Raw genomic sequence first — 18,572 nt, forward strand, 5'->3', positions numbered from 1 at the left:
AGCCCGGTCAGCGGGCGGCGGCAACATCGGCGGCATGACCAACATGACCTGCGTGGCCGGCGGCAATGACGACTTCCAGCTCGTCACGCACCTCACCGTCACCGGCAGCCAGTTCGAGATCGGCCGGGTGCTCACCGAGGAGGCCCGCCGGCTCGGCTGGTCGCCCAGGACCGCCGACCCGGCGGTGATCAGAGCAAGGATGTCCTGGTTCGAACGGAACTGGCCGCAGCACCACGCCCGCATGGACGGCGCCGCCGCGGCGCTCGGCCTCGACCCCGACCAGGACGAGCTGGCCCTCGACGGCTGGAACTTCGTGCCCGCGGGCGCCGCCTGCTCGGCCCTGTGGTGCCCGCCGTCCGCCTCCGCCGACGGGCACGGCAGGGTGGGCCGCAACTACGACTTCTTCCTGCACACCACCAGTCAGCTCATGGGCGAGCCGGCCCGCCCCGGCGAGCTGCCCATGGCCGCCCGCCCGTACGTGATCAGCACCGTGCCCGACGACGGGCTCGCCTCCACCGTCATCACCATGAACGGCCTCGACGGCTGCATCGACGGCATCAACGAGGCCGGCCTGGCCGTCATGCTGCTGATCGCCGACGCCGAGACCGCCACCCCGCCGCGGCTGGACGTCCCGCAGGTGGGGCTCGGCAGCCTGCAACTGCCCCGGTTCCTCATGGACACCTGCGAGACCGCGGCCCAGGCCAGGCAGGCTCTGCTGGGGGCCAAGCAGTACGACCTCGGCCTGCCCCTGCACTACCTGGTCGCCGACGCCCACGGCCAGGCGTTCGTGTGGGAGCGCGGCACGGACGGCACCGAGCACGCCGTCGAGTTCGGCGACGGCCCGCTGTGCGTCACCAACCACCTGCTGCACCGCCATCCCGACCCGATGGCCCTGCCCGCCGACACCCCGGCGAGCCTGGGCACCTACGGCCGGCTGCGCACCCTGTACGAGCGCAGCAAGGGCGCCACCATGTCCGCCGAAGACCTGCGGGACAGCCTGCGCGCGGTGCGGCCGGAGGAGGATGCCGCCGGGCCGTTCCGCACGCTGTGGACCACGGTCTTCGACACCGCCGACCGCACCCTCGCCACCCGCTTCTACCTCGGCGACGGCCGCGACTACAGCGAGGAGCTGGTGTTCCCCGCCTCGGCCAGGTAACCCTCGCGCACCTTCGAGCGCGACAGCTTGCCCGTGGGGGTGCGCGGGAGCCGGTCGCGGTACTCGACGACCTTCGGGTGCTTGAACCGGGCGAGCCGGGGCCCGCAGTGTTCGAGCAGCTCGGCGGTGAGCTCGGGGCCCGGCTCGACGCCCTCGGCGGGCTGGACGAGCGCGACCACGTTGTGGCCCCACTCCTCGTCGGGCACGCCGATGACCGCGACGTCGGCCACCGCGGGGTGCTCCAGCAGCGCGGCCTCGATCTCGGCGGGGTAGATGTTCACCCCGCCGGAGACGATCAGGTCGGTGCGCCGGTCGCACAGGAACAGGAACCCGTCGTCGTCGAGGTAGCCGATGTCGCCGGGGGCGTACCACTCGCCCAGCATGCTGGCGGCGGTCTTGGCCGGGTCCTTGCGGTACTCGAAGGAGCCCATCGAGGACTTGACGTAGATCATGCCGGGCTCGCCCGGCGGCAGCTCCTCGCCCTTCTCGTCGCAGATCTTGGCCTCGAACGTCGGCGCCGGGCGGCCCACCGTGCCGGGCCTGGCCAGCCAGTCGTGCGGCTTGACGGAGAAGGCGATCGTGGACTCGGTGGAGCCGTAGTACTCGTACAGCACCGGGCCCCACCAGTCCATGATCGCCTGCTTGACGGCGACCGGGCAGGCCGCGGCCGTGTGGATGACCTGGCGCAGGCTCGACACGTCGTACTTGGCCCGGACGTCCTCGGGGAGCTGGAGCATGCGGTGGAACATGGTCGGCACCATCATGGCGTTGGTGACGTGGTGACGCTGGATCAGCTCCAGGATGTCGACCGGGTCGAACCTGGGCGTGATCACCACCGTGTGCCCCAGGTGCAGCGCGAACTGGGTGTGCGCGCAGGGCGCCGAGTGGTACATGGGCGAGGTCACCAGGTGCACGCCGTCGCCCGGCGTGAGGTCGACGACCTCGCCGAGGAACCACGTGTACAGCGGCACGACGGCCTCCGGCTCGGCGTCGGGCAGCGCGCGCTGCACGCCCTTGGGGAAGCCGGTGGTGCCGGAGGTGTACCACATGACCGCCCCGGCCGTACGTCCGTCGGGGGCGTCCGTGGGCTGCCCCTCGGCCAGTCCGGACGTGCCGATCTCGGCGCCCGGCACGGCGTGCGCGGCGTCGGTGACCACGACCTTGGCGTCGCAGTCGGCCAGGATGTAGGACACCTCGGACTCGGTGAGGTGCCAGTTGACCGGCACGTAGTAGAGCCCGATCTGGCCGGTCGCCATGAGCATGACGACGGCGTCGACGCCGTTGGTCAGCACGCCCGCGACCACGTCGCCCTTGCCCAGCCCGCGGGCCCGCAGGCCGTGGGAGACCTGGTTGACCCTGGCGAGCAGCTCGCCGTACGTGGTCCGCGTGCCGTCGGTGTCGATCACGGCCAGGCGGCCGGGGTCGGCGGCGGCGATGGCGTAGAAGCCGGGAAGGCCGCTGATGTCCATCTACAGCTCCAGGAGTTCCGCGAGACGGGCCCGGTGGATGCGGGGCGGGCCGAGCAGCACCTCGTCGGCCTTGGCCCTCTTGTAGAACAGGTGCGCGTCGTGCTCCCAGGTGAAACCTATGCCGCCGTGCAGGAGCAGGTGGTCGCGGGCGACCTCGAAGCAGGCGCGGCCCACGTACGCCTGGGCCAGGGCGGCGGCGCCGGGCAGCTCGGCGGGCGACTCGTCGGCGGCCCAGGCGGCGTACCTGACGATCGACTCGGCCTGTTCGAGCTTGCCGTGCATGTCGGCGAGCTTGTGCTTGACGCCCTGGTAGGAGCCGATGTAACGGCCGAAGGCGACGCGGATCTTGGCGTAGGCGACGATGGCGTCCAGCGAGGCGCGCAGCACGCCCAGCTGCTCGGCGGCGAGCGCGACGCACAGCCGGTCGCCGATGCCGCTGCCGGCGGGCGGGCGGCCGAGCACGCGGGCGGGGGCGTGCTCCAGGGTCACCCGGGCCTGGCCGCGCGTGAGGTCGAGCGTCTCCAGCGGGGTCCGCGTGACGCCGGGGCCGGCCAGGTCGACGGCCACCAGCAGCACGCCGCCGTCGCCGGGCGCGGGCGCGAGCAGCACGTCCGCCTCCATGCCGGACAACACCCGGGGCAGGGAGCCGGTGACGGCCGTGCCGTCGAAGGCGAGGTCGCTCTCGGGCTGGACGAGCGTGGCGGCGACGCGGCCCTCGGCGATGCCGCCCAGCAGCTCCTTGTCGGGCACCTGGGTGAGCGCCAGCGCGGCGAACTGGGTGGCGAGGAAGGGGCCGGGCAGCAGCGCGGCGCCGGTCTCCTCCAGGGCCACCGCGAGGTCGGCGAGCCCGGCCCCGGCGCCGCCGTGCTCCTCGGGGACGACCAGGCCGGACAGGCCGAGCTCGCCGTTGAGCCGGGCGTACACCTGGGGGTCGTAGCCCTCGCGGGCCTTGCGCAGCGGCGAGGCGGCGCGCAGGAAGTCGCGCACGGCCTCGCGGAGCTGCTGCTGTTCCTGGCTGAGTACGAGCTTCACCCCTGCGTCCCCACCTTCAGGTCCTTGAACGGCACGGTCTTGTCCACCCGCGGCTCCGGCGGCAGGCCGAGCACGCGGTCGCCGACGATGTTGCGCATGATCTCGTTGGTGCCGCCGCCCAGCGCCATGCCGGGGGCCAGCGAGATCGACCGGGACAGCGGGTGGTCGCCGACCACGGACTCGGGGCCGGCGAGCTGGGTGGCGAGGTCGGCCTGGAACAGGGTCAGCTCGGCCAGCAGCAGCTTGGCGGCGCTGCCGCGGGCGCCGGGGAAGATGCCCGCCCTGGTCTCCTGGGCCAGCCGCTGGTTGAACAGGGCCAGGGCGCGGCTGCGGATGTGCAGCTCGACGAGCTGGTCGCGGACCAGCGGGTCGCTGGTGTCGAGCGTCTCGCGCAGCGCCTCGAAGGTGGCCGGGTTGTCCTTCTGGCCGCCCATGCCGACGCCCGCCGAGATCGACAGCCGCTCGTGCAGCAGGGTGGTGACGGCCACGCTCCAGCCGTCGTTCACCTCGCCGATCCGGTGCTCGTCGGGGATCGTCACGTTGTCGAAGAAGATCTCGTTGAAGTTGGCCCGGCCGGACATGTCCTTGAGCGGCCGGACCGTCACGCCGGGGTGGTGCATGTCCACCACGAACATGGTCAGGCCGCGGTGCTTGGGCACCTCGACGTCGGTGCGGGCCAGCAGCAGGCCCCAGTCGGCGTGGTGGGCGACCGAGGTCCAGACCTTCTGGCCGTTGACGACCCAGGTGTCGCCGTCGCGTACGGCGCGGGTCTGGAGGCTGGCCACGTCGCTGCCGGCGCCCGGCTCGGAGAACAGCTGGCACCAGACCTCCTCGCCGCGCAGCAGCGGCCGGACGAACCGCTCGCGCTGCGCGTCGGTGCCCCGGTCCACCAGGGTCGGCCCGGTCATGCCGAGCCCGATGGAGAAGACGTACGTGGGGAGGGTGTAGTCACGCGCCTCGGCGGCGAAGGCGCGCTCCTCGCCCTGCGTCAGCCCCTGGCCGCCCCATTCCCGCGGCCAGGTGATGCCGGAGTAGCCGGCGTCGTACAGCCTGGCCATGAACTCCTTGGCGCGGGCGAGGGCGTCGGCCCCTGACTGATCGTCGGCCGGGACGTTGTCGCGCAGCCACTCCGCGGCGGCACGCCGATACTCTGCAAGGTCCACATCGACTCCTTGGCATCAGTGTTCACTTACTCTAGTCAGGTCGCGGCGGCACGCATAGAGCAATGCTCTGGAGGACCTTTCGGCCGCATTTGTCGACGAAACTCCGCTAATTAGGATCACTCCCGCCTCCTGTGATCATCTGGTCGTCGGAGGGGTGCGTGCGCATGTTCAGACGCTGGTCCGTGCAACGGCGGCTGACGCTGGCCGCCCTGCTGTGCGCGCTGGCGGGTTACGGCGTCACCGCGCTCCTCGTCACGCCGCTCGTGCACACGATGGCCACCGGCTATCTCGTCGAGGAGACCGCCAAGGCCGCGCGCCGCATCGCCTTCGTCGTCGAGCGGGACGCCCCCGGCCGCCTGCGGCCCGTGGCCGTCACCGAGGGCACCGACCTCATCCAGGTCGTCGACGCGGACGGCCGGATCCGGCAGGCCAGCCCCCGCCTGACGGGGCTGCCGCCGCTCAGCACCGCCACCGCCACCGGCGACGACGCCCGCCTCGACACCACGACCTGCACGAACCGGGTGTCCGGCGTGAACTGCCTGATCACCGTCGGCTTCCGGGCGCACGTCGGCGGCAGACCTTGGATGATCTACGCCTACACCCCCGCGCTCCCCTGGTACATCAGCCCCTTGTACCTGCCGGTCACCGGCCTCGGCGTGCTGCTGCTGGCCGCCGTCACCGCCTGCGTGGCCTGGCTGACCGCGCGCAACGCGCTGACCCCGGTCTCGGCGATCAGGAACGAACTGGCCGAGATCACCGCCACCGACCTCGGCCGCCGGGTGCCCAGGGGACGGCGCCGGGACGAGCTCGACGACCTCGCCCGTACCGTGAACGAGACCCTCGATCGGCTCGAACGCGCGGTGGAGCAGCAGCGCAGGTTCGCCTCCGACGCCTCCCACGACCTGCGCAGCCCGATCGCGGCGATGCGCACGCAGGTCGAGGAGGCGATGCTCGCCCCCGAGGAGACCGACTGGCCCCGGACCGGCCGGCGCGTGATCGAGGGCCTCGACCGCCTGCAGAATATCGTCGGCGACCTGCTGACCCTGGCCCGGCTGGAGGCGGGCGCGCCCGGCCGGCGCGAGCCGGTGGACCTGGCCAGGCTGGTGCGCGAGGAGCTGCTCCGCCGTCCGGAGCGCAAGCCGGTGGAGACGCGGCTGCGCTCGGGCGTGGTCGTCGAGGGCGACGCGCTGCGACTGTCCCGCCTGCTGGCGAACCTGCTCGACAACGCCGAGAGGCACGCCGATACCATGATCACTGTGACTGTGGGTGAACACGAGGGACGGGCGGTGCTGGAGGTGCTCGACGACGGCGCCGGCATCGCCCCCGACCAGCGCGAAGCCGTCTTCCGGCGGTTCACCCGGCTGGCCGACTCCCGCCGCCGCGACGCCGGCGGCACCGGGCTCGGCCTGCCCATCGCCCGCGAGATCGCCGAGGCCCACGAGGGCAGGCTCACCATCGAGCCCTCCGAACGCGGCGCCCGGTTTGTCCTACAAATACCGTTGATCAGTAGTTAGAGTTACTCGCTGTGACACCCACTTTCAGCCGATTAAGGCGCGAAGACCTCCTCAAGACGGCCTGCGAAGTGATCGCCGAGCAGGGGTTCGGTCACACCCGGACCCTCGACATCGCCCGCGCGGCGGGCGTCAGCCAGGCGTTGCTCTTCTACCACTTCGACACCAAGGACAGGCTGTTCGCGCAGGCGTTCGGCTACGCGGCCAGGCTGCATCTGGACGCGCTGTCCGACATCGAGGAGTCCCCCGCCGGCCCGCTCGAACGGCTGCGCGCCCTGCTGCGGCGCTGCTCGCCGGCGATCCCCTCGGACGAGTGGCGGCTGTGGATCGACGCCTGGGCCGAGGCGATGCGCAGTCCGGAGCTGGCGGAGATCTCCCGCCGGATCGACGCGCGCAGCCGTTCGCTGCTGCGCTCGATCATCGAGGACGGCGTGCGCTCCGGCGCGTTCGCCTGCGGCGATCCGGAGGAGGCGGCCTGGCGGATCTTCGCGCTCATCGACGGCCTGGCGGTCCAGACGCACGTGCATCCCCATGTGCTCTCGCGCCGCCGGGCCGCCGTCCTGCTGCGTACGGCGGTCGCCGGAGAGCTGGGGCTGCCCGTCGAGAACCTGTGACCCGGGTCCCTCTTCCACGCCTATTGGATCCTTCGTACAATTACAAGGGCGAGGAGAGGAGCACCCGCGATGACATCCGCACCGAGCTCTGCCGCCGCCCGGGAGAACGACGAGAGGATCGCCGACCGCGCCGCCTACGAGGCGGTCGTCGAACGCCTGTCGAAGGCGTCGGTCGACAGACACTGGGAGCCCTACCGCGACATCCCGTGGGACGCCCCGGAGTTCCGCGTGGACCAGGCCGACCCGCGCTGGGAACTGCCCGAGGTCGACAAGCTGGGCGGCCACCCGTGGTACCGCAGCCGCTCCCCCGAGGTCCGCGCCAGGATCGGCCTGTGGCGGGTCGCCACCGCCATGAAGATCGGCCTGCAGTTCGAGAACCTGCTCAAGCGCGGCCTGCTCAACTACGCCTACCGCCTGCCGAACGGCTCCCCCGAGTTCCGGTACGTCTACCACGAGACCATCGAAGAGGGACATCACGGGATGATGTTCCAGGAGTTCGTGAACCGCACGAAGCTCCCGATACGCGGCATGCCGCGGCCGCTGTCCCTGGTCGCCCAGATCGCGCCCTGGATCCCGCTGATCTCCACCGAGCTGTTCTTCGTCTTCGTCCTGGGTGGCGAGGACCCGATCGACCACGTGCAGCGTAAGGTGCTGAAGGACGGCCGGGCCCACCATCCGCTGGAAGAGACGATCATGCGCATCCACATCGCGGAGGAGGCCAGGCACATCTCCTTCGCCCGCCACTACCTCCGCGACCGGGTGCCGCGCATGCCCCGCCACCGGCGGATGTTGCTGAGCGTGATCTCGCCGGTCGTGCTCGGCGTGATGGCCCGCATCATGCTGGCGCCGCCCGGCCCGCTGATCAGGCACTTCCGCGTCCCGCCGCAGGTCGTGGCCGAGATCTACCGTGACAACCCGGCCGCCCGGCGGGAGATCCGCGACTCGGTCGGCCGCACCCGCGAGCTGTGCGCCGAGATCGGGCTCGTCAACGTCGTCAGCAGGAAGGTCTGGCAGGCCATGGGGATATGGGCGGAGCCGGGCCGGTGAAGGTCGCGGTGGTGACCGGGGGCGCCTCCGGGATCGGCCTCGCGGTGGCGCGGGAGCTGCGGCGCAGGGGCGTGACGGTGGTGATCGCCGACGTCGACGAGCGGGCGGGCAAGCAGGCCGCCGCCGACTCCGGGCTGGAGTTCGCCCGGCTCGACGTCACCGACGCCGAGGCCGTGGCCGCGCTGGTCACCCGGGTGAAGGCCGAACGCGGGCGGCTCGACTTCCTGTTCAACAACGCCGGCATCGCGGTCGGCGGCCGCACCCGCGAGCTGACGCTCGACCACTGGAACCGGACGATCGACGTGAACCTGCGCGGCGTCGTCCACGGCGTGCACGCGGCCTATCCGATCATGGTGGACCAGGGCTTCGGGCACATCGTCAACACCGCCTCGCTGGCCGGGCTGGTGCCCGCGCCGCTGATGCTGCCGTACACGACGAGCAAGCACGCCGTGGTCGGGCTCTCGCTGGCGCTGCGGGCCGAGGCGGCCGCGTACGGGGTGCGGGTGAGCGTGGTCTGCCCGGGGTTCATCGACACGCCGCTGCTCGACCACGCCAACCCGGGGCTGCCGCAGAACGAGATCGCCGCCCATGCCAGGCGCGCGGCGGTGCGGGCGCAGGGGCGGCTCTATCCCGTCGACGCGCTGGCCGGGGACATCCTGCGCGGGGTGGCCAGGAACAAGGCGCTGATCGTGGCGCCGGCCTCGGGCCGGATCGCCTGGCGCGCCGCCCGGCTGTGGCCGTCGGCGGCGGTGCGGGTGGCGGGCTTCGCGGTCCGGCGGCTCGCCCGGCGCTGAGGCCCGGCCGTCCGGGCCACCGGACCGGTCAGGCGGGGCGACGGGCGATGAGGACCTCGGTGGTCGTCGTCAGCTCCCAGCGGCCCGACGGCTCGGCGGCCAGCAGGGCGGCCCTGGCCGCCTCGACGAACGCGGGCAGACGGTCGCCGAGCCTGGCCGGGGCCGTGTAGGAGTAGGAGAGCTGCAGGCCGAGCACGGCGTCGAGGTCGTAGGCGAGGCGGTGCTCGTACCGGCTCGACTCCAGGTCGGCGAAGGGCGAGGCGGCCAGCACGTCGTGGTGGTGCTCGCCGGTCTGCTGGAAGGAGCCGGCGGCCGTCCAGGTGTTCACCCCGAACTCCTCGCGCACCCGGCGCATGACCGGCTCCCACGGCTCCTCGGCGGGGTCGCGGGTGGGGCCGACGAGGGCGACGACGCCGCCGGGCGGCAGCAGCGCGTCGAGGTCGGCCAGCACCGCGCGGCGGTCCATCCAGTGGAACGACCGGCCCATCACCACGTGACCGAACGGCGGCAGCTCCCGCAGCGTCGTCGAGTCGCCGCGCAGCCAGCGGACGCCGGGGACGCCCGCCGCCAGCCGCCGCCCCTCGGCCAGCATCTCCTCGTCGGGGTCCACGGCCAGCACCTCGCGCACCCGCCCGGCCAGCGGGATCGCGATCGTCCCCGGGCCGCAGCCGAGGTCGAGCACGACGCCGTCCGGGCCGAACGCGCGGGCCAGCCGGTCGATGGCCGGATCGCCGTGCCCGGGCCGGTACTTGGCGTAGTAGGGCGCCGCGCCGCCGAAGAGGTCCGTCATGGGTGGGACCATATACGGGTTCGAGACTCGTTCGATGGAAGGTTTTGATCGGTGAGGCGGCTACTCACGGTCCTGTTGCTCGCGTGCGCCGCGGTCGGGTTCGCCCTTCCCGCGCAGGCGCACAACGTGCTGGTCGGCAGCGATCCGAAGGACGGCGCCACGCTGTCCGCCTCGCCCGCGCGGGTGACGCTGGTGTTCGACCAGGCGGTGCGCCAGGGCTACGCGCAGGTGGGCGTGACGGGGGCGGACGGCTCCTCGTGGACCGACGGCGCGGCGGAGGTGGCCGCCGAGCGGGTCTCCGTCAAGGTCAGGCCGCTGCCCGCGGGCGGCTCGTACGTGGTGGGCTACCGGATCCTGTCCTCCGACGGCCATCCGGTGACCGGGAAGATCAGCTTCACCATGGCCGCCTCCGCCACCGGCGTCTCGGCCGGGCAGGCCGAGCAGGGCGACAGCGCCGAGGCGGCCGAGGCGGCGGCCAACGGCGGGGCCGGCATGGCGGTCGTGTGGATCGTGGCCGCGCTGCTGCTGCTGGCCGCGGGCACCGCCGTCGCCCTCCGCCGCGCCGCCCCGGCCCCCGAGCCCGCCTCTGCGGAGCCGGAGCCGAAGCCGGAATCGGCATCGGAGTCGGAGCCGGAGTCGGAGGGGACGCGGGCGTGACCGCGACCGTCTCCTCCCGTTCCGGGCAGCAGGTGGTGGGCGGGCGGCTCGTCGCCGGCGCCTTCGTCGTGTGCGGGATCGTGGCCGCCGTGGCGGCGTCCACGTTCACCGCGCAGGAGTCCGTGCCGGGCATCCCCATGCCGGGGCCGGTCGTGGCCTACGGCCTGCCGGTCGTCCGGGTGCTGCTCGACCTGGCCGCCGTCGCCGTGGTCGGCCTGAGCCTGGTGCCCAAGCTGCTCGGCTTCGACGACCCCGACGCCACCGAGCCGGTGCTGCGCCGGGTGCGTCCGCTCGCCGTGCTGGCGGCCTGGGCGTGGGCGATCTGCGCGCTGCTCACCATCGTGTTCCAGACGGCCGAGCTCAATCCGGGCCGGGTGCCCACGTTCGGCCTGATCGCCTCCTACGTCGAGGAGGTCGGCACCGGGCAGGGGCTGCTGTTCAGCGCGGCGTGCGCGCTGGCGGCGGCGGGCATCGGGCTGATGGCGGTCAGGTTCGGCGAGAAGGTGCCCGCGGAGCTGCGGATCATCGTGGCGCTGTTCGGGCTGCTGCCCATCCCGGTCACCGGGCACGCGGTCAACTCCGTCTGGCACGACCCCATCATGATCTCGATGGAGATCCACGTGATGGGCGCGGCTGCCTGGGCGGGCGGCCTGGCCGCCACGGCCGTGTTCGTCGCCCCCCACCGGGGGCTGCTGGCCGTGGCGCTGCCGAAGTTCTCCAGGATGGCCACCGTCTGCCTGCTCCTGGTCTCGCTGTCCGGGCTGGTCACGGGGCTCGGCACGATGGCCCTCACGCCCGGCGTCGAGCTGCCCGGCGCGATCCTGACCAGCCACTACGGCGTGCTCGTGGTGATCAAGACGGCGCTGGTGGCGCTGCTGGTGCCGCTGGCGGCCCACATCCGCTTCCGCCTGCTGCCGGTGATCCGCCGCGGCGGGGCCACCGCCCTGGTGAGCTGGACGGCGGCCGAGGTGGGCGTGATGGGGCTGGCCTACGGGGTGGCGGTCGCGATCACCCGGGCCTCGATCGGCTGAGCTCGCCGGTCGCGCCGCCCGGCGAGCCATTCGGCGGCCAGCCAGGCGACCATCAGGCCGAGCCCGGCCCACAGGGCCGACGACGTGACCAGGGGCGGGGCTCCGTACAGGCCGGTCTGGCCCTTGATCGCGCCGTAGACCGGGCCCAGGGCCGCGTTCTGCGCGACCAGCGCGCCGTAGGCGCCGGCGGTCACCACGGCCGCCCCCACGACGGCGCGCACGGCCGGGACGCGCACCAGGAACGCCAGGTCCACCAGCAGGCCGGCCGCCACGAAGAAGAACGGCACCGCCGACGGCGGGAAGCCGCCGAAGGTGAGCAGCGGCCAGATCAGCGTGCGGAACCCGACGTACGCGCCGGCCACCAGCGTCGCCGCGCCGAACCTGCCGATCAGCAGCCTGGCCGCGACCAGCACCGACAGCCCGCCGACGACGGCGTAGACCGGGTAGAGGTAGTCGGGCACCGGCAGGGTGAAGCCGGCCATCATGATCCGGTCGACCGGACGGCCCATCTGGTCGGCGGCGAAGCGCAGCAGGATCGGCTCGGCGTAGGTGGCCTGGTTGTCCCAGGCGCCGAGCGACAGGATGCCGTACTCCTGGTGCTGCTCGGGGAAGTGCACGTTCTCCAGGAAGAACGCGAGGAAGGCGCCCAGCACGACCGTGCGCTCCCGGCCGGGGGGCGCGCCCATGAACCAGCCCCTGATCACGCCCATGATCATGAAGAACGTTCCAACGTAGAGCATGATGTGCGACGGGCTCCACGAGGTGATGTCGAGCCCGTTGACGCGGTGGTTGATCAGGTCGAGCGGCACCGCGACGAGGAAGATCCCGGTTCCCCACTGGATGAGTCGCAGCGCCGCCTTGTCGACGCCGTAGCCGGTGTAGCCGTGGACGACGGTCAGCACGACGACGAGGGCGGTGCCGGCGGAGTTGAGCAGGTGGGGCGGGGCGAGGTCGTCGCGCAGCCATTTGAAGTGCCACGAGACGTCCCAGGCCGAGCCGAGGAGCTTGAGCGTGAGCGCCACCAGCCATCCGAAGTAGAGCACCCGGAACAGGTCTTGCGGCGTCTCGCGCCCCGCCTGGCCTCTGGTCCAGTACGGCAAGGCCCATGCTGCGGCCTTCTTGAACGATGCTGGTGACTTCACGGCGCAAATCTTACGGTCATCCGGCCCATCGGTCTCAGATGTCCCATTTGTCTGGATGGGCGGCGGCCTTCAGGCCGGGCGGCGGGTCAGGCGTACCGGGAGGTGTTTGAGGCCGTTCTGGAAGTTGGAGGTGAGGCGTACCGGGGGGCCGGCAAGTTCGACGTCCCAGGCGAGCAGCTCGGCGAAGACCGCCCGGAGCTGGACGCGGGCAAGGTGGGCGCCGAGGCAGAAGTGCGGGCCGAACCCGAAGCTCATGTGGTCGTTGGGAGTGCGGGCGACGTCGAAGCGGTCGGGGTCGGCGAAGACGGCCGGGTCGCGGTTGGCCGAGGCGTGGTAGACGACCACCTTCTCCCCCGCCTGGATGCGCCGGCCGCCGAGCGTCAGGTCGCGGGTGGCCGTGCGCCGGAAGTCCATCACCGGGGGCCAGTGGCGCAGCATCTCCTCGACCGCGGACTCCAGCAACGCCGGGTCGGCCCGCAGGCGGGCCAGCTCGGCGGGGTGGCGCAGCAGGCTGAGCAGGCCGCCGGGGATGCCGTTGCGCAGGGTCTCGTTCCCGGCGACGGCGAACAGGAAGAACATGTTCTCGAACTCGGCCCCGGTCAGGCCGCCCTTCCTCATGGCAGACATGACGGACTCGTGCGGGGTGTCGGCCAGGGCGTGGGCATAGGCGAACATGTCCGTCAGCGCGGCCCTGGACCTGGGGTTCATGCCCGGTTCGAGCTCGGGACGGGCGGCGACCGCCAGTCGGCCCACGGGGGTCAGGGACTCGACCTCGGCCGTGGACAGGCCGGCGTAGTCGTCGTCCTGGTAGCCGATGACGCGGGAGGCCCAGTCGTACAGCAGCCGCCTGTCCTGCTCGGGCACGCCCATCACGTGGGCCAGCGTCCAGACCGGCAGGTCGGCGGCCACCTCGACGAAGTCGCATTCACCGGGCGCGAGCAGCGCGGCCACCCGGTCCTTGATCGTGCGTTCCAGGGCGCGGACCGCGCGCGGCGTGAAGGCGGCCGCCACGATCCGGCGCAGCCTGGAGTGCTCGGGCGGGTCCATGTTGAGCATCATCGACCGGACGAACTCCAGGTCGGCAGGGGTGTCGGGGTCGCGGATCTGGGTGGCGCCGAGGTGGGAGGAGAAGTCGTCGGGGCTGCGCAGCACCCGTTTGACGTCGGCGTGCCGGAACACGCCCCAGTAGCCGGGCCCCTCGCGCCAGGGGCCCACGGCCGGCTCGGGGATCCAGCAGACCGGGCTCTCCCGGCGGAGCCGGGCGTACAGGTCGTAGGGGACGTCCGCCGCGTAGGTGGACGGCAGGAACACCTCGGCCAGGTCACGCTCCTCCCCCTGCCTCGCGTTATCCACAGGACGCTCGCTCCGCTCCTCCGCCATGCCCTACAGCGTGCATGATGAGCGCGTGACTCCAGAAGACGCACAGGCGATTCTCCGGCAATACTTCGCTCCCTGGATCCAGGAGCTCGGGCTGCGGGTGGAGGAGGTGGGCGAGCGCCACGCCGTCGTCCGGCTCCCCTGGTCCGACTCTCTGGCCAGGGAAGGCGGCGGGTTGTGCGGCCAGGCGATGATGGCCGCCGCCGACACCGCCACCGTCGTCGCGATCTCCTCCGCCAGGGGCGGGTTCGTGCCGATGACCACCGTGCAGCAGTCGACCACGTTCCAGCGGCCGGTGGTGGGCCGCGACGTGCTGCTCGACGTGCGCGTCACCAAGCTGGGGCGCTCGCTGGCCTTCTCGGAGGTCACGCTGACGCCCGACGGCGACGGCGACCCGGCCGCGCACGCCTCGACCGTCTACGCGATCCTCGGCTGAGGGCCGTCTCAGGGATCTCTCAGGTGCGGAAAGTAGGCTCACCGCCATGAAACGTGTGGCCGCGCTGGTCGCGGTGCTCGCCGTCATCGGGGTGACGACGTGGCTGGTGTGGCCGTCCACCGCGGAGGCGCGCGGTCAGGACCAGCGGATCACGGTCCTCGACGGGCCCGCCGACGACCAGCGGGTGGAGCTCGACGCCACGTTCTTCCCGCCCGCCGGCGGCGGGAAGGCGCCCGCCGTGCTGGTCGCCCACGGGTTCGGCGGCAGCAAGCAGAGCGTCCGCCAGCAGGCCGCCCGCCTGGCCCAGGACGGCTACGCCGTGCTGACCTGGTCCGCGCGCGGCTTCGGCCGCTCCACGGGCGAGATCGCGCTCAACTCGCCCGACTACGAGGTCAAAGACGTCAAGCAGCTCGTCGACTGGCTGGCCAGGCGGCCCGAGGTGGAGCTCGACGCCGCCGGCGACCCGCGCGTGGGCATCACGGGCGGCTCGTACGGCGGGGCCATCGCCCTGATGGCCGCCGCCTACGACCAGCGCGTCGACGCCATCGTCCCGCAGATCACCTGGGCCGACCTGGCCGACGCCCTCTTCCCCAACGCCGCCGGGTCCGCCACGGGCCCGCAGGCCGCGATCGGGCAGGGCGTGGCCGACGGCGTCTTCAAGCGCATGTGGGCGGGCATCTTCTTCGGCCAGGGCGTCTCCCTCGACACCTTCGCCGCCCAGTCCCGCCGCGAGGCCGCCGCCCCGCTGACCGTCGAGCAGGCCAGGTGCGGCCGCTTCCTGCCGGCGATCTGCGCCATCTACCAGCAGGTCGCCGAAGACGGCCGGGCGACGCCCGAGGCCGTCGCGCTGCTGCGCAGATCCAGCCCGGTCACCGTGGCCGGCCGGATCAAGGCGCCCACCCTGCTGCTCCAGGGCCAGCGCGACTCCCTGTTCCCGCTCGCCCACGCCGACGCCAACGCCCGGGCCATCGCCGCCGCCGGCACGCCGGTGAGCATGGCCTGGTTCGACGGCGGGCACGACGGCGGCAACGGCGAGGCCGACTGGCTCCACGACCAGTCCTCGGCCTGGTTCGCCCGCCACCTCAAGCGCGAGGCCGCGCCCGCGGTGAGCGCGTTCACCGTCACCCGCGACGGCGGCCGCGACCCCGGCACCCGCCAGCGCATCAGGCTCCACCCCGAGGCCGCCGCCTACCCCGGCCTGGCCGGCACCGACACCGCCACGGTGCAGCTCGCCGGCCCCGAGCAGAACGTCGTCAACCCGCCCGGCGGCGCCCCCGCCTCGATCTCGACCGTTCCCGGCGTCGGGGGGCTGCTGAGCGGCCAGGGCGGCGGCGCGGGCGTGTCCATCGACATGCCCGGCCAGAGCGCGGCGTTCGAGTCGCCGCCGCTCACCGCCCCGCTCCAGCTCACCGGCAGCCCCACGGTCAAGGTCAAGGTGTCGGGCAAGGGCCAGGCGACCCTGTTCGCCAAGCTCTACGACGTCGCCGACGCCGTCCAGCCGCCCGCGCTGCCGGCGGGGCTGGTGGCGCCGTTCCGGGTCACGATCCCCGAGGGGGCCGGCTCGGCCGAGGCCACGGTCACCCTGCCGGCCGTCGACCACCGGTTCGCCGTGGGCCACCGGCTGCGGCTGGTCGTGACCACGACGGACATGGGGTTCGCGACCCCGGCCGAGCCCGCCGCGTTCGGCGTCTCCCTGGCCTCGCCCGCGCTGGCCGTCCCCACGGTCCGCACGCTCGCCGCGCCGCCGACCGGGGTGGCCTGGTGGGTGTGGGCGATGCCGCTGGCCGCCGTACTCGCCGCCGCCGTCCTCCTGGCCACCGGCCGTCCCTCGGGCCGCGGCTCGGCTGCGAAGGCCGGCGTGAGCCCGAACGGCGACCGGGCGTCGGAGTCGCCGGGCGGTGACGGTGGGCGAGAGTCGCCGGGCGGTGACGATGGGCGTGAGGCGCCGGGCGGTGACGGCGGGCGTGAGGTGCCGTTGGAGATCGTCGGGCTGACCAAGGCGTACCGCAACGGCGAGCGGGCCGTCGACGGGCTGTCGTTCCGGGTCGAGCAGGGCCAGGTTCTCGGCCTCCTCGGCCCCAACGGCGCCGGCAAGACGACCACGATGCGGATGATGATGGGCCTGATCCGCCCCGACTCCGGCGAGATCCGGATCTTCGGCGACCCCGTCACCCCCGGTGCGCCCGTGTTGTCCAGGCTGGGCTCGTTCGTGGAGGGCCCCGGCTTCCTGCCCCACCTGTCCGGCCGCGACAACATCGAGCTCTACTGGGCCGCCACCGGCCGCCCCGCCGCCGACGCCCACTTCGAGGAGGCGCTGGAGATCGCGGGCCTGGGCAAGGCGCTCGACCGCGCGGTGCGCACCTACTCCCAGGGCATGCGCCAGCGGCTGGCCATCGCCCAGGCCATGCTCGGCCTGCCCGACCTGCTGGTGCTCGACGAGCCCACCAACGGTCTCGACCCGCCCCAGATCCGGGAGATGCGCGAGGTGCTCAAGCGCTACGCGCGCGACGGCCGTACCGTCATCGTCTCCAGCCACATGCTGGCGGAGGTGGAGCAGACCTGCAGCCACGTGGTCGTCATGCACCGCGGCCGGCTGGTCTCCACCGGGCCCGTGTCGCGGCTGCTGAGCTCGGCGGCGGGCAACGGCAACGGGCACGGCGGTCCGCGCCTGGAAGACGTGTTCCTCGACCTCATCGGAGACAGATCATGACCGCCGCGCCCGGCTACGCGCCGCGCCGCACGCTGCCGCTGCGCGTGGAGATCGTCAGGCAGTTCAAGCGGCGGCGGACGCTGGTCATGTTCGGGCTGCTGCTGGCGTTGCCGTGGGTGCTGGTGATCGCGTTCCAGTTCGGGCCGCAGTCCGGCAACCAGGGGCAGTCGTCGGTGCGGATCAGCGACCTGGCCACCGCGAGCGGCCTGAACTTCGCCGCGTTCGCCCTGTCGGTGTCGGCGAGTTTCCTGCTGGTGGTGGCGGTCGCCCTGTTCTGCGGCGACACGGTGGCCGCCGAGGCCAACTGGTCGTCGTTGCGTTACCTGCTGGCCGCGCCGGTCCCCCGCGACCGCCTGCTGCGCCAGAAGCTGATCGTGGCGCTCGGCTTCTCGGCGGCGGCGGTGATCTGCCTGCCGCTGATGGCGCTGCTGGCCGGCACGGTCGCGTTCGGCTGGCACGACATCCAGGTACCCGGCACCGGCGAGACGATCCCGGCGCTCGACGTGCTGCCCCGGTTCGGCATCGTGATCGGTTACGCCCTGGTCAGCCAGCTCGTGGTGGCGGCCCTGGCGTTCCTGGTCTCCACGGTGACCGACTCGCCGCTCGGCGCGGTGGGCGGGGCGGTGGGCCTGTGGATCGTGAGCACCATCCTGCAGGCGGTCGAGGCGCTGGGCACGCTGCGCGAGTTCCTGCCGACGTTCTGGAACAACGCGTGGCTGGACGCCCTGGCCCCCGAGCTCGACTGGAGCGGGATGGCCAAGGGCGCCTCGGTGTCGATCACCTATGCCGCGATCCTGATCGCCGTGGCCTTCCGCAGGTTCCGGCGCAAGGACGTGGTCAGCTGACGCCCTTGGCGGCGTCCTCCAGGCCCTTGATCTCGATCTTCCGCATGCCCAGCATGGCCTGCATGACCCGCTGGGCGGCGGCCGGGTCCGGCACGCTCATCAGCTCCTGCAGCGCCCTCGGGACGATCTGCCACGACAGGCCGTACCGGTCCTTCAGCCAGCCGCACTGCGACTCCTCGCCGCCGTCGGTGAGCCTGGCCCACAGGTCGTCGACCTCCTCCTGGGAGGCGCAGTCGACGTAGAGGGAGATCGCCTCGGTGAAGGTGAACTGCGGGCCGCCGTTCAGGGCGAGGAAGCGCTGCCCGGCCAGCTCGAAGGAGACCACCATGGCCTGCCCGGCAGGCCCGGGGGCGCCCTCGGGGTAGCGCTGGACCTCCAGGATGCGGGAGTCGGCGAAGATCGAGGTGTAGAACTCGGCCGCCTCTTCGGCCTGGTTGTCGAACCACAGGTAGGTCGTGATCTTCTGCATGTCGCCGGTCGTCCTTTCGAGACGTGTCGCGGGGGCCGGGTCCGTGCCCGTCCCCTTCCTTTCATCGACGCGTCGAACGGGACGGGGGCGGATCGACACGCGTTCCGAAGAATTTTGAAAAAAGTCTGAGACGTCGCGGAAGCTCTTGGCGCCGGCACGGACGGCGTCAGGCGGAAGGTTCTGTGGCCGCCGTCCTGAAGAAGCGAGCGGTGACGTTCCGCGCCGAGGCCAGGTGCGGGTCCTCCAGCGGCCGTTCGCGGACGACGGGCGCGTGACCGGCCGCGACCAGCAGGCGGTTGCGTTCCCGCAGCGGGACCCCAGATGCTCGG

17 protein-coding genes are annotated in these 18,572 nt (G+C 72.6%); 10 read left to right on the top strand and 7 right to left on the bottom strand.

What is annotated here, in order from left to right; translation table 11 throughout:
• Nucleotides 1–43 precede the first annotated feature (43 nt).
• On the top strand, nt 44–1,156 hold the full coding sequence (locus ACIBQ6_RS33285) for a C45 family autoproteolytic acyltransferase/hydolase (RefSeq protein WP_397216811.1): 1,113 nt from the start codon (nt 44–46) through the stop codon (nt 1,154–1,156).
• Here ACIBQ6_RS33285 and ACIBQ6_RS33290 read toward each other — a convergent pair.
• From ACIBQ6_RS33290 to ACIBQ6_RS33300, 3 genes are read right to left on the bottom strand one after another with little or no spacing between them, the layout of a single operon-like run.
• Nucleotides 1,117–2,625: an AMP-binding protein gene (locus ACIBQ6_RS33290; RefSeq protein ID WP_397216676.1), complete on the bottom strand. Its 1,509-nt coding sequence runs from the start codon at nt 2,623–2,625 to the stop codon at nt 1,117–1,119. The genes ACIBQ6_RS33285 and ACIBQ6_RS33290 overlap by 40 nt on opposite strands.
• Nucleotides 2,626–3,657 carry an acyl-CoA dehydrogenase family protein gene (locus tag ACIBQ6_RS33295; RefSeq protein WP_397216678.1) on the bottom strand — a complete coding sequence of 344 codons (1,032 nt, stop codon included), beginning with the start codon at nt 3,655–3,657 and terminating at the stop codon, nt 2,626–2,628.
• Nucleotides 3,654–4,820 carry an acyl-CoA dehydrogenase family protein gene (locus ACIBQ6_RS33300; protein ID WP_397216680.1) on the bottom strand — a complete coding sequence of 389 codons (1,167 nt, stop codon included), beginning with the start codon at nt 4,818–4,820 and terminating at the stop codon, nt 3,654–3,656. Before ACIBQ6_RS33300 ends, ACIBQ6_RS33295 begins: the two co-directional genes overlap by 4 nt.
• Before the next feature lie 164 nt (nt 4,821–4,984).
• On the opposite strand from ACIBQ6_RS33300, the gene ACIBQ6_RS33305 reads away from it, so the two are divergent.
• From ACIBQ6_RS33305 to ACIBQ6_RS33320, 4 genes are all read left to right on the top strand, one after another.
• On the top strand, nt 4,985–6,334 hold the full coding sequence (locus ACIBQ6_RS33305) for a sensor histidine kinase (RefSeq protein WP_397216682.1): 1,350 nt from the start codon (nt 4,985–4,987) through the stop codon (nt 6,332–6,334).
• 11 nt (nt 6,335–6,345) lie between these two features.
• The gene (locus ACIBQ6_RS33310; RefSeq protein WP_397216684.1) at nt 6,346–6,945 is read left to right on the top strand and encodes a TetR/AcrR family transcriptional regulator; all 600 of its coding nucleotides are present in this window, start codon (nt 6,346–6,348) and stop codon (nt 6,943–6,945) included.
• A 69-nt stretch (nt 6,946–7,014) separates the two neighbouring features.
• Nucleotides 7,015–7,992 (top strand): diiron oxygenase, encoded by a 978-nt coding sequence (locus ACIBQ6_RS33315; protein WP_358284548.1) that lies wholly within the window; start codon nt 7,015–7,017, stop codon nt 7,990–7,992.
• Nucleotides 7,989–8,786, top strand: coding sequence for an SDR family oxidoreductase (locus tag ACIBQ6_RS33320; protein ID WP_358284546.1), 798 nt, complete (start codon nt 7,989–7,991; stop codon nt 8,784–8,786). Before ACIBQ6_RS33315 ends, ACIBQ6_RS33320 begins: the two co-directional genes overlap by 4 nt.
• A gap of 28 nt (nt 8,787–8,814) precedes the next feature.
• Here ACIBQ6_RS33320 and ACIBQ6_RS33325 read toward each other — a convergent pair whose 3' ends face one another.
• Nucleotides 8,815–9,576: a class I SAM-dependent methyltransferase gene (locus tag ACIBQ6_RS33325; protein ID WP_397216687.1), complete on the bottom strand. Its 762-nt coding sequence runs from the start codon at nt 9,574–9,576 to the stop codon at nt 8,815–8,817.
• A gap of 51 nt (nt 9,577–9,627) precedes the next feature.
• On the opposite strand from ACIBQ6_RS33325, the gene ACIBQ6_RS33330 reads away from it, so the two are divergent.
• Together ACIBQ6_RS33330 and ACIBQ6_RS33335 are read left to right on the top strand one after the other, a co-directional pair.
• On the top strand, nt 9,628–10,233 hold the full coding sequence (locus ACIBQ6_RS33330; protein ID WP_397216689.1) for a copper resistance protein CopC: 606 nt from the start codon (nt 9,628–9,630) through the stop codon (nt 10,231–10,233).
• Nucleotides 10,230–11,264 (top strand): CopD family protein, encoded by a 1,035-nt coding sequence (locus ACIBQ6_RS33335; protein WP_397216691.1) that lies wholly within the window; start codon nt 10,230–10,232, stop codon nt 11,262–11,264. The genes ACIBQ6_RS33330 and ACIBQ6_RS33335 overlap by 4 nt, the downstream gene beginning before the upstream one ends.
• Here ACIBQ6_RS33335 and ACIBQ6_RS33340 read toward each other — a convergent pair.
• The gene (locus tag ACIBQ6_RS33340; RefSeq protein WP_358284536.1) at nt 11,222–12,406 is read right to left on the bottom strand and encodes a hypothetical protein; all 1,185 of its coding nucleotides are present in this window, start codon (nt 12,404–12,406) and stop codon (nt 11,222–11,224) included. The two genes, ACIBQ6_RS33335 and ACIBQ6_RS33340, sit on opposite strands and share 43 nt — an antisense overlap.
• Nucleotides 12,407–12,475: 69 nt before the next feature.
• Nucleotides 12,476–13,759: a cytochrome P450 gene (locus ACIBQ6_RS33345; RefSeq protein WP_397216693.1), complete on the bottom strand. Its 1,284-nt coding sequence runs from the start codon at nt 13,757–13,759 to the stop codon at nt 12,476–12,478.
• Between the two features lie 52 nt (nt 13,760–13,811).
• Between ACIBQ6_RS33345 and ACIBQ6_RS33350 the strand changes: the two genes are divergently transcribed.
• The 3 genes from ACIBQ6_RS33350 to ACIBQ6_RS33360 are packed head-to-tail and all read left to right on the top strand — an operon-like array spanning nt 13,812 to nt 17,774.
• Nucleotides 13,812–14,219, top strand: a complete 408-nt coding sequence (locus tag ACIBQ6_RS33350; protein ID WP_352321529.1) for a PaaI family thioesterase — start codon at nt 13,812–13,814, stop codon at nt 14,217–14,219.
• A 46-nt stretch (nt 14,220–14,265) separates the two neighbouring features.
• Entirely contained in the window at nt 14,266–16,929 is a 2,664-nt protein-coding gene (locus ACIBQ6_RS33355) for a CocE/NonD family hydrolase (RefSeq protein WP_397216695.1), read from the top strand.
• On the top strand, nt 16,926–17,774 hold the full coding sequence (locus ACIBQ6_RS33360; RefSeq protein WP_358284530.1) for an ABC transporter permease subunit: 849 nt from the start codon (nt 16,926–16,928) through the stop codon (nt 17,772–17,774). The genes ACIBQ6_RS33355 and ACIBQ6_RS33360 overlap by 4 nt, the downstream gene beginning before the upstream one ends.
• Here ACIBQ6_RS33360 and ACIBQ6_RS33365 read toward each other — a convergent pair.
• Nucleotides 17,767–18,243, bottom strand: coding sequence for a VOC family protein (locus ACIBQ6_RS33365; RefSeq protein ID WP_397216813.1), 477 nt, complete (start codon nt 18,241–18,243; stop codon nt 17,767–17,769). The two genes, ACIBQ6_RS33360 and ACIBQ6_RS33365, sit on opposite strands and share 8 nt — an antisense overlap.
• Nucleotides 18,244–18,572: the final 329 nt, after the last annotated feature.

It is taken from the genome of Nonomuraea sp. NPDC049655 (assembly GCF_044465465.1).
Taxonomy (GTDB): Bacteria; Actinomycetota; Actinomycetes; order Streptosporangiales; family Streptosporangiaceae; genus Nonomuraea.